This is a genomic window from Vibrio sp. dhg, from assembly GCF_003443775.1.
Lineage (GTDB): Bacteria > Pseudomonadota > Gammaproteobacteria > Enterobacterales > Vibrionaceae > Vibrio > Vibrio natriegens.
The window spans coordinates 841,146-854,219 of sequence record NZ_CP028943.1; the positions used below are offsets into that span (position 1 = coordinate 841,146).

Below are 13,074 nucleotides of genomic sequence, written 5' to 3' on the forward strand. Positions count from 1 at the left end.
TTTTAATAATAGTTGTTACATTTTCCGGGGAAAATATATACCTTTAAATTTAACAATTAACAAACAAAAAATTTTATACAATTGCATCTACACCTGTATAAGTCTCTGTTTTTCATTTTATTTATGGAATAATTGAAGGATTGGCATGTAGTTAAAACTAATTTTTCATTTTTGGTTTTGTGTAATATTCATACAACCATCAAAGAGAAATTGGGTTATGCGAGCGATATTTATTTATAATTATATAGATGAATGAATTGCTCATGACTCATCTTTGGCTTAATGCTAGGATGCATGAAAAAGATAAATGGCTAGTAAAAAATGAAACGTTGGTATCTACTTTATTGTAAACGAGGAGAGCAGGTTAGGGCGAAGCAACACCTTGAAAATCAAGGGGTGGAGTGCTTTTATCCGACTGTCGAAGTCGAAAAAATATTACGTGGTAAAAGACAGAAAGTCGAAGAACCACTGTTCCCTTCTTATATGTTTGCTCGTTTTGATTACGAGGAAGGGCCGAACTTTACATCAGTTCGTTCCACCCGTGGGGTTATTGATTTTGTCCGCTTTGGCGCTCAGCCAAAAGAAATTCAGGGCGATTTGGTTTTTGAACTGAAGAAAATAGAAAAGTGCGTTCATGAAAAAGTGGCCTGTGAAGGCATGCCCAAGCGCGGTGATCAGATTCGGGTCAAAAGTGGTCAGTTTGCTGGTATTGATGCTATTTTCCAGGAGCAAGATGGGGAGAAGCGTTCAATTATGCTCGTGCAGATGATTACCAAACGTGTTCCAGTCAGTATTGACAATAATGATTTAGACTTAAAGTAACATGTTGATATATAAATAAAAGGGCTGGTTAAACCAGCCCTTTTGCTTTTCATTCGTGTCTTTTAATTAATTAGTAAGCGTCGTTGTGAACGGCCTGTACTGCTCGACCAGATGGGTCTACACAGTTTTGGAATGACTCATCCCATTCAATCGCTTTTGCTGAAGAACAAGCGACAGATGGGCCGCCCGGAACACATTCTGCTGCTGATGGCAGTGGGAATAGTTCTTCAAAGATTTCACGGTACACATAACCTTCTTTAGTGGTTGGCGTGTTGTAAGGGAAGCGGAATTTAGCCGTTTCCATTTGTTGCTCCGTTACTTTCTGTTCTGCTACTTCTTTCAATGTATCAATCCAGCTGTAACCTACACCGTCAGAGAACTGCTCTTTTTGGCGCCAAGCGATTGATTCTGGTAAGTAATGTTCAAAACACTCACGTAGGATGTGCTTTTCCATTTTACCGTTGCCACACATTTTGTCGGCTGGGTTCAGACGCATTGCTACATCAATGAACTCTTTATCTAGGAAAGGTACACGGCCTTCAACACCCCATGCTGCAAGTGATTTGTTTGCACGAGCGCAGTCAAACATGTTTAGAGCAAGCAGTTTACGAACGGTTTCTTCGTGGAACTCTTGCGCGTTTGGTGCTTTGTGGAAGTATAGGTAACCACCAAAGATCTCATCTGCGCCTTCGCCTGAAAGTACCATTTTGATACCCATCGCTTTGATTTTACGTCCCATCAGGAACATCGGCGTTGAAGCACGGATTGTGGTTACGTCATACGTTTCGATGTGGTAAATCACATCACGAATCGCATCAAGACCTTCCTGAATTGTGTAAGTCATTTCATGGTGTACAGTACCGATTTGGTCTGCAACTTCACGCGCAGCTTTCAAATCTGGTGCGCCTTCAAGGCCGACCGCAAAAGAGTGCAGTTGTGGCCACCAAGCTTCTGATTTTTCGTCATCTTCAATACGCATCGCCGCAAAACGTTTAGCGACCGCAGAAGTGATAGAAGAGTCTAAACCACCTGACAAAAGTACACCGTATGGTACATCAGTCATTAGCTGGCGTTTAACTGCTGCTTCAAGCGCTTCAGTTAGCTCTTCTTTACTTGTGCTATTCCCTTGAACTGCTGCGTATTCGTTCCAGTCACGAACGTAGTAGCGTTGTGGCTCTGCGTCTTTAGAGCTGTAGTGGCTACCTGGAGGGAATTCGCTCACTGTTTTACATACAGGCACTAGCGCTTTCATCTCAGAAGCCACGTAGTAGTTACCGTGCTCATCGTGACCTTGGTAAAGAGGAATAATACCGATGTGGTCACGGCCAACCAGATACTCGTCCTTCTCTTCATCGTACAGAACGAAGGCGAAGATACCGTTCAGTTCTTCAAGAAGATCTGCGCCCATGTCTTGGTAAAGCGCTAGAATAACTTCACAATCTGAATCCGTTTGGAATTCATATTTGCCTTCGTAGCGTGCGCGGATCTCTTTGTGGTTGTAGATTTCGCCGTTTACCGCAAGGATTAGCTTATTATCAGGGCTGTACAGTGGCTGAGCACCGCTATTTAGGCCAACAATTGCCAAGCGTTCATGAGCCAGAATCGCTCTATCTGAAGAGTAGATACCAGACCAGTCTGGGCCTCGGTGACGAAGCTTTTTCGACATTTCTAATGCGATAGGGCGTAACGCTGCTGCGTCACTTTTAATGTCTAAAATGCCAAATACTGAACACATACAACTTCCTTTTTAAACTAAACAATTTCTAATCGGTATGGCTTCAATTTGCCAGTTTGAGTAAAAAAAGCAACGCTTTGTGATGAAAAAATTTATAAAAGACCCTTGCTGGTGAATAATTTCTAATTATTTGTCCATTTTGATGAATGAAATTAAGGTTTGGTATAAAAAGAACACAAAAAAAGCCTTCTTTTTGAACGAAGGCTTTATTGCTTATTCACATGAGTGCTTATTTTATTGGTGTGAATTTAGGCTGCAATTGCTGACAAACATGTCTTGCGAAACCACTACCAGCCTCATTATAGATATTGAATGCGGCATGTACGCCGTTTTCCAGAAGGCCATCTAGTTGGTCTGGATACTCTGCAATCGCGGCTATCTGGCCTTTATAGTGACGGCGTTGCAGCTGTTCCAGTGCGGTCTGATTACCCTGGTGGTGAGGCATTGCCAGTAGCACCAGTTGGACGTGTCCTGTATCGAGAATTCGTTCCCAAAAATCTGGGTCAGTTGCGTCACCGGAAATGACATTACGACCTTCTTCACGATGCTTAATAGCGCCATCCTCGCGAATTTCGACCCCAAGCGATATCTTCCCGTAACGAGCGCATAACTCATCGTAAGCTCCCGTGCCAATGCGGCCCATACCAAGGATTAGTACCTGAGCATGCCCTGGATTGATCAACTGATCACGTTGATTCAGTTTCTCCGCGGCGGTCTCTTGTAGCCACTTGCCTGAGTGTTGATAAATTTTATTGCTCAAACGGTTGAGTGGCGCTGCGATAATAAATGAAAGTGACACAGCAACAGCAATGGCAGCGAGCATGTCACTTGGCATCCAGCCCATTTTATATGCGAGACCACCAACTATCAGGCCAAATTCGCTGTAGTTAAACAGGGATAGTGACGCGAGCAACGATGTGCGGACCCGAAAGTTAAAGTAGTTAATGGTTAAAAAGTACAGCAAGCCCTTAATCGGTAGCAGCAGAATGAATAAAATGGCGAGTGCGATACCAGTAAAACTTAGCGATGCCGATAAGCCAATATTCAAGAAGAAGCAAACTAAGAAGAGCTCTTTCATGTTAAACAGGGATTTTGAGAGCTCAGAGGCTTTTCGGTGACCAGCCAGTAACATGCCTAGAATCAGTGCACCAAGATCTGGCTTCATGCCTACTAGCTCAAACAGACCTGCTCCGACGACAAGCGCGAAGAATATACCGAATAGGACCAACATCTCACCGTGGCCTACTTTGTCTAGTAATTTGTAAAAAACTGGTCGAAGGAGGGGAAGACCGAACAGTGCTATGGCGTACCATTCAGGAATTTTACCGGTAGAAGCCGTCAGAAATACGACAGCGAAGATGTCTTGCATTACCAGAATACCGATCGCGATGGTGCCATAAGTGGCACTCATCTCACCTTTTTCTTGCAGTGTTTTAACTGCAAAAACGGTACTCGAAAATGACAAAGCAAACGCCAGTAAAAGAATCTGCCCAAGATCCATACCGGCCATAGAGGTAATGCCGAGTAGTTTTAAACCACCGAGTGTGATGGTGAACACCGCTGTGGAGAGGATGTTATGTGCGGTCGCACCTCCCCAGATTTCTTTTGATAGCAGTGTTTTTACATCGAGTTTTAGGCCGATAGTAAACAATAAAAGGGTAACGCCGAGGTCGGCTAGGTCAACGATCAGCTCATTACTTTGGTAGCCAAATGCGTGTAATCCGAATCCTGCGAGTAAGAAGCCAACGAGTGGAGGGAGTGAGCACTTTAGCGCAAGGAAGCCAGCCAAAAATGCTGTTGTTATTAGAATTATTTCCATACTGATAAGTAATACCTATGCCAGTAAATTATTGTCAGGTAATTGCGCAGGAAAAATCACTTAGAGCAAGGCTAATTTGCAGTAATTGGGTTGAGTTTCCTGATATGCAAAAACGGGCTGTGCAAGCACAGCCCGAGATTGTAACTCAACTGTTGGAATATACTTAGTCTTCCAATAACTTTTGTAACAAAACCCCGTTTAACATTGCACGCTTGATCATGGCGAATGCACCCATAGTTGGCTGCTTGTCGATTTGTGAGGCAACAATAGGAAGAGCGTTATGGAACGTTTTTAGCGATTGATTTTCAACGTTACGTTTAATGGCCGGGAATACAATTTCTTGCGCTGCGGTAATATCACCAGCGATAACAATTTTCTGTGGATTAAATAGGTTGATGGTGATAGCAATCGCTTTACCTAGCTGGTTACCAACACGAACTAAGCTTTGCTTGGCGAGTTCATCACCGTTAACTGCATGTTCGCACACATCCTGAATGGTGATATTTTCCAGCTCAGTTAGGCTAGATTCGTAACCTTGTGCGATTAACTGTTTTACACGGTGGATGATTGCTGGGTTTGCAGCAACCGTTTCTAAACAGCCAAAGTTACCGCATTGACACTGTTCACCCAATGGATCGATTTGAATATGACCAATTTCACCAACGTTACGGTTAAAGCCAAGAAACACCTGGCCATTAACAATGATACCTGCACCTGTACCGCGGTGGACACTGACCAAAATTGAATCCTGACAATCTTGGCTTGCGCCAAAGTAGTGTTCTGCTAGAGCCATTCCGCGAACGTCGTTACCAACGAAACAAGCGGTATTAAACTTCTCGCTAACAATTTCACCAAGGGCCAGGTTATCAACATCCGTATTTGGCATGTACTCAACCACACCGGTAGATGGGTTAACTAAGCCTGGTAGGGTAATGCCAATGGCAATTAACTGCTCGATTTTATCCTGATTGCGATTCATGAAACTTTTCAGTAAATCAATTAAACCAGCAATCAAGTCTTCCTGATTGGTGTAGTGCAGCTCATGCTGATCTTCGGCAAGTGCGGTACCGCCCAAGTCGTACAAGCAAAACTGAATGTAGTCACGTCCCAGACGAACGGCGACTGAATGAAAAGGTTTTACTTCAGTGGTCAGTGAGATAGCTCGGCGACCACCGGTAGAAGCTTGCTGCGCGACCTCTTTAATCAGGCCACGCTCTAAAAGTTGGCGGGTTATTTTGGTAACACTCGCGGGAGCCAGCTGGCTAACGTCCGCGACTTGAATACGGGAGATAGGACCTTGCTGATCTATCAGCCTGTATACCGCAGCGCTGTTAAGCTGTTTTACTAAATCTACATTACCAATTTGTCCGCCATTCATGCTTAATTGTGCTCGTATTGTCCGTTAACAACCGTCGCTTTTACATTGAAGTCACGATCGAAAACAGTCAGGTTTGCAACCATGCCTGTTCGAATTCGGCCAAGTTTATCTTCAACCCCAATAGCGGTTGCTGGATACAATGTGGCCATACGTAGAGCTTCGTCTAAAGCGATACCTGCGTGCTCAACCGTATTCTGAACTGCTTCAATCATAGTCAGGGCTGAGCCGCCTAGTGTGCCATTTTCATCAACACACTTACCATCTCGGTAATATACTTTCTTACCGACAAAAATAAAGTGATCAATGTTAGCACCTGCTGGAGCTGTGGCATCCGTCACCAAAACAAGCTTCTCACCTTTGATTTTATGAGCAATTCTGATGTTTGCGTAGTCTACGTGGAAACCATCGGCGATAATTCCAGCATAAACTTCTGGCGTGTCGTAAATTGCACCAACCACTCCAGGTTCGCGTCCAACCATCGGTGTCATCGCGTTAAACAGGTGAGTCGCAAAGGAAATACCAGCTTCAAAGCCTTGACGAGCTTCTTTATACGTAGCGTTAGTATGTCCGATAGAAACAACCACACCAGCCGCTTTTAAGCGTCGAATATGCTCAGGATCATTCTGCTCTGGTGCAAGCGTCACCTTCGCGATGATGTCACTATTAGCACAAATCAGATCAATCATGTCTTCATCTGAGGTGCGAATAAAGTCGACATTGTGGATGCCTTTTTTCGCGACGTTAAGATACGGTCCTTCCAAGTGTAGACCTAGTGATTGATTTTGGTATTTATCGTGGTATTCGCGAGCTGCCGTGATCGCGGCACGCATGTCTTCGTCTGAAGAGGTAATCAGTGTCGGCAAGTAACTAGTACAACCAGACTTGAGGTTTGCCTCATGCATGATTTGCATTGTTTTTGGTGTGATGTCGTCATTCAACATAACGCCGCCACAACCGTTTAGTTGAAGGTCAATGAATCCTGGACTTAGGTTCGCACCATTTAGATCTTTCACCTCGATGCCTTTTGGTAGTTCGGCAACTGGTACAACGGATTGAATTAGGTCGTTTTCGATGATGACCGCATGTTCTTGTAGAACATCACTACCGGTATAGATTTTACAGTTAGTTAGCGCGTACATAGTCAGCTAGTCCTTATAGTGAGAATTCATGTCTGTAATGCTATCTAAAGGATGACGATTTGAGTCATGTGGTTACTTAGTATTTACCAAGAAATTAGATAACGAGTTACATAAGGCAAGTTGTGTTTATTTCGACCATGGTGGAGTAACTAACTATAACGGACTGAAAAATGATAAATGAACTTTTTTACTGATTCTTTTTCAGAGCGAAGTTACCGTGGTTACTCGCTGTAGACTAAAATAACACTGATTCTTCCTTACATAAAGTGCGAGGATGTTATCTTGCAAATGCCATTTTTTTGTATGATAAAATAAGTTTTATGATCCCGCTAGCAAAAACCTCCTTTTAGGGTGAATTCTGGTGATTAGGATCACAAACAGTGAGCTTTTAATTTGCGGAGCAAAATTAATGTCATAAACTGAAGAGGACTAAATTGAACGACTAAAATAAGTTATTCAACATAACATCTAATCCTATAGGGGGAACTAAAGGTGAATATTCTCGGATACGCGCAGAAGTTGGGTAAAGCTCTTATGCTTCCTATCGCGACCTTGCCAATCGCAGGTTTGTTATTGCGTTTGGGCCAACCTGATGTACTTGATATTGCGTTTATGGCGCAAGCGGGTGGTTCAATCTTCTCTAACCTTCCATTACTGTTCGGTCTCGGCATCGCTATCGGTTTGTCAAAAGACGGCCAAGGTGCTGCAGGTCTTGCTGGTGCGGTTGCGTACTTCGTACTCACTGCTACAGCGTCAACAATTGATGCTTCAGTTAACATGTCATTCTTCGGCGGTATCATTGCAGGTATCATTGCCGGTCACTCTTACAATGCTTTTCATGCTACCCGTCTTCCTGAGTGGTTGGCATTCTTCTCTGGTAAACGTCTAGTGCCTATTATGGCGGGCCTTTTTGCTCTAGCCGCTGGTGCAGTTGGTGGTATTGTATGGCCAACGATCCAAGGTGGTCTGGACGCACTTGCTCACGCTATCTCTACATCTGGTGCTATCGGTCAGTTTGTATACGGTACGCTTAACCGTGCGCTGATTCCTGTCGGTCTACACCACGTACTAAACTCGTTCTTCTGGTTCGGTATGGGTTCATGTCAGGAAGTCCTAATTGCGGGTGCTTCTGCTGCAGGTCAAGCTCTGCCTACAGTACAGCAGCTTTGTGTAGACCCAGCTCTAGCTAAGACGCTTGTTGTTGGTCAAACTCACACATTTGAATTTGCTAACTCAGTAACACCTGAAATCACAGCAACAGTGAAAGAAGTGACAGAGACAATTAAATCTGGTGACCTACATCGCTTCTTTGGTGGCGACAAAGGTGCTGGTGCATTCATGAACGGCTTCTTCCCAATCATGATGTTCGGTCTTCCTGGTGCGGCACTTGCTATGTACTTTGCAGCGCCTGCTGAAAAACGTGGCCAAGTTGGTGGTGCACTGTTCTCAGTAGCATTCTGTGCATTCCTAACTGGTATCACAGAGCCACTAGAGTTCATGTTCATGTTCCTAGCTCCTGCACTTTACGCGATTCACGCAGTGTTCACTGGTCTGTCGCTAGTTGTTGCTAACATGCTTGGTACGCTACACGGCTTCACATTCTCTGCTGGTCTAATTGACTACGTGTTGAACTTCGGTCTAGCAACTAAACCTCTACTACTTGGTGCAGTTGGTCTTGGCTTTGGTGCTCTATACTTCTTCACTTTCACATTCGCTATCCGCGCTTTCAACCTGAAATCGCCTGGTCGTGAAGGTGATGAAGAGACAGCAGCTGCGCCATCTGGTGAAGCGAAGAGCGGTGACTTGGCTCGCCAATACCTAAAAGCTCTTGGTGGTCACGAGAACCTAACGGCAATCGATGCTTGTATCACTCGTCTACGTTTGACTCTGAAAGACCGTTCTGTAGCTGATGAAGCTGTACTGAAAAAACTTGGTGCTAAAGGTGTTGTGAAACTAGGTGAGAACAACCTTCAAGTTATCCTTGGTCCTCTAGCAGAAATCGTTGCTGGCGAAATGAAAGCAATCGGTGCTAACGAAGACCTTTCGAATGTGAAATTACCATAATCACATTGTACGAATGAATCGAAGAAGACCTCCCTTGGGAGGTCTTTTTTTATATTGTGGCTTCTATTCTGCTGCGGTTTCATGCTAACTCGATAAATATTGCCGATTTAGCACGAGTTCTTGTTGTCTAATTGCTTAGAATTGTGGATCATTAGAAGTAATTCACTCTGCATTTCCATACTTGGATGCAGAGTGCCGTTTTCTCTGACAATACTAATATTTTGAGGTGCTATAGATGAGTGAAGCTGATGCTCGTCCATCAAACTTTATTCGCCAGATCATTGATAAGGATCTAGCGGATGGTAAACACACTAGCGTGCATACTCGATTCCCGCCGGAGCCGAATGGCTACCTGCATATCGGTCATGCTAAGTCTATCTGTTTGAACTTCGGTATTGCTCAGGACTACCAGGGTCAATGTAACTTACGTTTTGATGATACAAACCCTGAAAAAGAAGACATCGAATACGTTGAGTCTATCAAGAAAGATGTAAACTGGTTAGGCTTCGAGTGGAGTGGTGAAGTATGTTACTCATCAAACTACTTCGATAAGCTTTACGAATATGCAATTGAATTGATTAATAAAGGCTTAGCGTATGTAGATGAGCTAAGTCCAGAGCAGATTCGCGAATACCGCGGCACACTAAAAGCGCCAGGTAAGCCTAGCCCGTACCGTGATCGCCCTGTAGAAGAAAACCTGGCGTTGTTTGAAAAAATGCGCGCGGGTGAGTTTGAAGAAGGTAAAGCTTGTCTTCGCGCTAAGATCGACATGGGTTCTTCATTCATGGTCATGCGTGATCCGGTACTTTACCGTGTTCGCTTTGCTACTCACCATCAAACAGGTGACAAGTGGTGCATTTACCCAATGTACGACTTTACCCACTGTATCTCAGATGCGTTAGAAGGCATCACTCACTCAATTTGTACGCTTGAGTTCATGGATAACCGTCGTCTTTACGACTGGGTACTAGACAACATCACCATTGATTGTCGCCCTCATCAGTACGAGTTCAGCCGCCTAAACCTAGAATACACAGTAATGTCTAAGCGTAAGCTGAACCAACTAGTGACTGAAAAGTTAGTAAACGGCTGGGATGATCCGCGTATGCCAACTGTTTCTGGTTTGCGTCGTCGTGGCTTTACGCCAGCATCTATTCGTGAGTTCTGTAAACGTATTGGTGTTACAAAACAAGACAACATGATTGAGTTTGGCTCACTAGAATCTTGTATTCGTGATGACCTGAACGAAAATGCACCGCGTGCAATGGCTGTACTTGATCCTGTAAAAGTTGTTATTGAGAACTTTGAAGAGGGTAAGGTAGAAAGCTTATCTCTTGCTAACCATCCGAATAAACCAGAAATGGGTGAGCGCGAAGTTCCGTTTACTCGTGAAGTTTGGATTGAGCGTGAAGACTTCCGCGAAGAAGCGAACAAGAAGTACAAGCGTTTGGTGCTAGGTAAAGAAGTGCGTCTGCGTGGTGCTTACGTGATCAAAGCTGAGCGTGTTGAAAAAGACGCAGAAGGCAACATCACTACAATTTTCTGTACTTACGATGCTGATACTCTGGGTAAGAACCCTGCTGACGGCCGTAAAGTAAAAGGTGTAATCCACTGGGTATCAGCGGACAAAGCATTACCAGCGGAAATTCGTCTATACGACCGTCTATTCACGGTTCCGAATCCTGCTGCTGCTGAAGATTTTGCTTCGACGATTAACCCTGACTCACTTGTTGTGATTAATGGTTTCGTTGAGCCAAGTCTAGCGTCTGCACAAGCAGAGGAAGGCTACCAATTTGAGCGTATGGGCTACTTCTGTGCTGATTCGAAAGATTCAAGCGCAGATAATCTAGTGTTCAACCGCACAGTTGGTCTTCGCGATACTTGGGCGAAAATTGAAGCTAAATAATTGAGCTAAAAATAAAAATGCCAGTCCTGAGACTGGCATTTTTTTATATTTAGTGAAGAGATAACCGTTAAAATAAAAGCGCTCATTGAGCGCTTTATTTATATTTAGTGATTATTTCTTTGGCTTGTGTGCGTTTGGATCGTCTTTACAGCTACCATCACCACATTTACCGTATAGGTAAAGGCTATGGTTAGTCAGAGTTACGTTGTATTTAGACGCAATTTCTTTTTGACGCTCTTCGATAAGATCGTCTGAAAACTCAATAACTTCACCACAGTCTAGACAAACTAGGTGGTCATGGTGGTGTTGAGTCGACAGTTCAAAAACTGATTTACCACCTTCGAAGTGGTGACGAGTGACGATACCTGCATCGTCGAATTGGTTGAGTACTCGATAAACGGTTGCTAGACCGATTTCTTCACCTAGATCAATCAACTTTTTGTACAAATCTTCAGCACTGATGTGCTGGCAGTCTGGCTGCTGAAGTACTTCTAGAATTTTTAGCCTTGGAAGGGTTACTTTTAAACCCGCATCCTTCAGCGCCTGATTATTATCTGACATATACTTTCCCGTTGGATCATCTGCAGCGATTTAACAGAATTCAATATTCCTACCATTATAGGCGAATGGCCAAAAACATTAAACCACGAACTTCAAAGGGTTAATATATTCTTTCTTTGTAAATTAGAAATTGGTCAATTATATTAGAGCTCTTACCAGTTACATTTTAGTAACATAAATCGCGCAGAGAGCAGGGATTGCAATGGATAAGCGGATTGCCAAAATTTATAAACCAGGAATCATAAAATTTGGGCTCAATCTTTGGCCCCCATTCTGGGGAGCTGGAATTAAAATCTTACATATTTCTGAAGACTTTCGTTTGGTGAAAGTACGTTTGAAATTGAGCTGGTGGAATAAGAACGCCAATCGGACTCAATATGGGGGAAGTATTTTTTCTCTTACAGATCCCATTTACTCAATGATGCTGATTGGGATTCTGCGGGAGGAATATTATGTGTGGGATAAAGAAGCCAGCATTAACTTCATTAAGCCCGGACACAGTGACTTGTACGCAGATTTTGAAATCTCAGAAGGGATGATTGAAGATATATTTGAAAAGACACGTAATGGAGACAAATGGTTTCCCGAGTTCATTATTCATATCAAGGATAAGGATGGGAACGTGGTGTCTGAGGTAAAACGCAAGCTCTATGTTCGTAAAAAGCCTCAGTACCGAGAGGAGGAGGTCGTAACGGAATCCTCGTAAACGTTACATACAAAAAGACCTCCAGAGCGGAGGTCTTAAATAAGATTTTGCGATTAGCCTTCAAGCTCAGCTAAACACATCTCTTCGTAAATCTGTTTTACCCAGTTCTCAACACGTTCATCGGTTAGCTCTGGTTGACGGTCTTCATCGATACACAGACCGACGAATTGACTATCGTCGCCTTCAACAAGCGCTTTAGACGCTTCGAATTCATAGCCTTCAGTTGATGTATGGCCAAGGATAGTGCCGCCTTTTGACTCAACGATGTCACGCACTGTGCCCATCGCATCACAGAAGTACTCTGCGTAGTCTTCTTGGTCACCACAACCAAAGATAGCAACTAACTTCGTAGAGAAGTCAATTTGCTCAAGCTCTGGGAAAAAGTCATCCCAATCACACTGAGCTTCACCATAGTACCAAGTCGGGATACCTAGAAGTAGAAGATCAAAGTTATCAATGTCTTCTTTGCTGCTTTTCGCGATGTCTTGAACGTGAACTAGTTGCTTGCCTAGTTGCTTTTGAATCATCTTTGCAACGGCTTCAGTATTACCTGTGTCGCTACCGAAGAAGATACCTACACTTGCCATAGAGTCTATACCTTTACATTGTTTGTTGTTGGCGATGGTACTAAGGGTTTAGCCTAACCCCGAGCCTTCCCACGTTAGCTGAATTATCCCTTTTGCGATAAAACCAGCGCAGCCTAGAAAAAGGACTAACCATACAATACGACGACCAAAAACAGGTACATTGCCTTGCTTTAGCACATCTTTTATTGCCATCCCGATGAAGAAGAAGATAGCAGCAAAAAGAAGATCGAGCCCGATAGATTCGAGCATATCCATGTAGTCGTAGAGCATTGTAGTCCTTCATGCCGAAAATTATTGCGCGCACTATACCACTGTTAACCAGTAAAGTTAATGCAATACCAGAGTGGTTATTCCAAT

Annotated in this window: 11 protein-coding genes; 4 read left to right on the plus strand and 7 right to left on the minus strand. The window is 43.6% G+C overall.

All coding sequences use genetic code 11. The features are described 5' to 3' along the window. The first annotated feature begins 321 nt into the window (after positions 1–321). Positions 322–822 carry a transcription/translation regulatory transformer protein RfaH gene (rfaH, locus tag DBX26_RS04005; protein ID WP_014231130.1) on the plus strand — a complete coding sequence of 167 codons (501 nt, stop codon included), beginning with the start codon at positions 322–324 and terminating at the stop codon, positions 820–822. A 70-nt stretch (positions 823–892) separates the two neighbouring features. On the opposite strand, the gene asnB is transcribed toward rfaH, so the two are convergent. From asnB to nagA, 4 genes are all read right to left on the minus strand, one after another. Then, positions 893–2,557, minus strand: coding sequence for an asparagine synthase B (asnB, locus tag DBX26_RS04010; RefSeq protein ID WP_065296488.1), 1,665 nt, complete (start codon positions 2,555–2,557; stop codon positions 893–895). 229 nt (positions 2,558–2,786) lie between these two features. Beyond that, on the minus strand, positions 2,787–4,376 hold the full coding sequence (locus DBX26_RS04015) for a cation:proton antiporter family protein (RefSeq protein WP_118117922.1): 1,590 nt from the start codon (positions 4,374–4,376) through the stop codon (positions 2,787–2,789). A gap of 163 nt (positions 4,377–4,539) precedes the next feature. After that, the gene (locus DBX26_RS04020) at positions 4,540–5,754 is read right to left on the minus strand and encodes an ROK family protein (protein WP_020333369.1); all 1,215 of its coding nucleotides are present in this window, start codon (positions 5,752–5,754) and stop codon (positions 4,540–4,542) included. Between the two features lie 2 nt (positions 5,755–5,756). Then, positions 5,757–6,893, minus strand: coding sequence for an N-acetylglucosamine-6-phosphate deacetylase (nagA, locus tag DBX26_RS04025; RefSeq protein ID WP_014231134.1), 1,137 nt, complete (start codon positions 6,891–6,893; stop codon positions 5,757–5,759). Positions 6,894–7,385: 492 nt separating this feature from the next. On the opposite strand from nagA, the gene nagE reads away from it, so the two are divergent. Together nagE and glnS are read left to right on the plus strand one after the other, a co-directional pair. Next, positions 7,386–8,957 carry an N-acetylglucosamine-specific PTS transporter subunit IIBC gene (gene nagE, locus DBX26_RS04030; RefSeq protein WP_014231135.1) on the plus strand — a complete coding sequence of 524 codons (1,572 nt, stop codon included), beginning with the start codon at positions 7,386–7,388 and terminating at the stop codon, positions 8,955–8,957. Between the two features lie 235 nt (positions 8,958–9,192). Next, the gene (glnS, locus tag DBX26_RS04035) at positions 9,193–10,863 is read left to right on the plus strand and encodes a glutamine--tRNA ligase (protein WP_020333370.1); all 1,671 of its coding nucleotides are present in this window, start codon (positions 9,193–9,195) and stop codon (positions 10,861–10,863) included. Positions 10,864–10,974: 111 nt separating this feature from the next. On the opposite strand, the gene fcrX is transcribed toward glnS, so the two are convergent. Further along, on the minus strand, positions 10,975–11,424 hold the full coding sequence (gene fcrX, locus DBX26_RS04040; RefSeq protein WP_014231137.1) for a ferric iron uptake transcriptional regulator FcrX: 450 nt from the start codon (positions 11,422–11,424) through the stop codon (positions 10,975–10,977). Positions 11,425–11,626: 202 nt separating this feature from the next. On the opposite strand from fcrX, the gene DBX26_RS04045 reads away from it, so the two are divergent. Continuing rightward, positions 11,627–12,130, plus strand: a complete 504-nt coding sequence (locus DBX26_RS04045; RefSeq protein WP_014231138.1) for a DUF4442 domain-containing protein — start codon at positions 11,627–11,629, stop codon at positions 12,128–12,130. A 53-nt stretch (positions 12,131–12,183) separates the two neighbouring features. On the opposite strand, the gene fldA is transcribed toward DBX26_RS04045, so the two are convergent. Beyond that, positions 12,184–12,717, minus strand: a complete 534-nt coding sequence (fldA, locus tag DBX26_RS04050; protein WP_014231139.1) for a flavodoxin FldA — start codon at positions 12,715–12,717, stop codon at positions 12,184–12,186. 48 nt (positions 12,718–12,765) lie between these two features. Beyond that, positions 12,766–12,987, minus strand: coding sequence for a DUF2788 domain-containing protein (locus DBX26_RS04055; protein WP_005461613.1), 222 nt, complete (start codon positions 12,985–12,987; stop codon positions 12,766–12,768). Positions 12,988–13,074 lie beyond the last annotated feature (87 nt).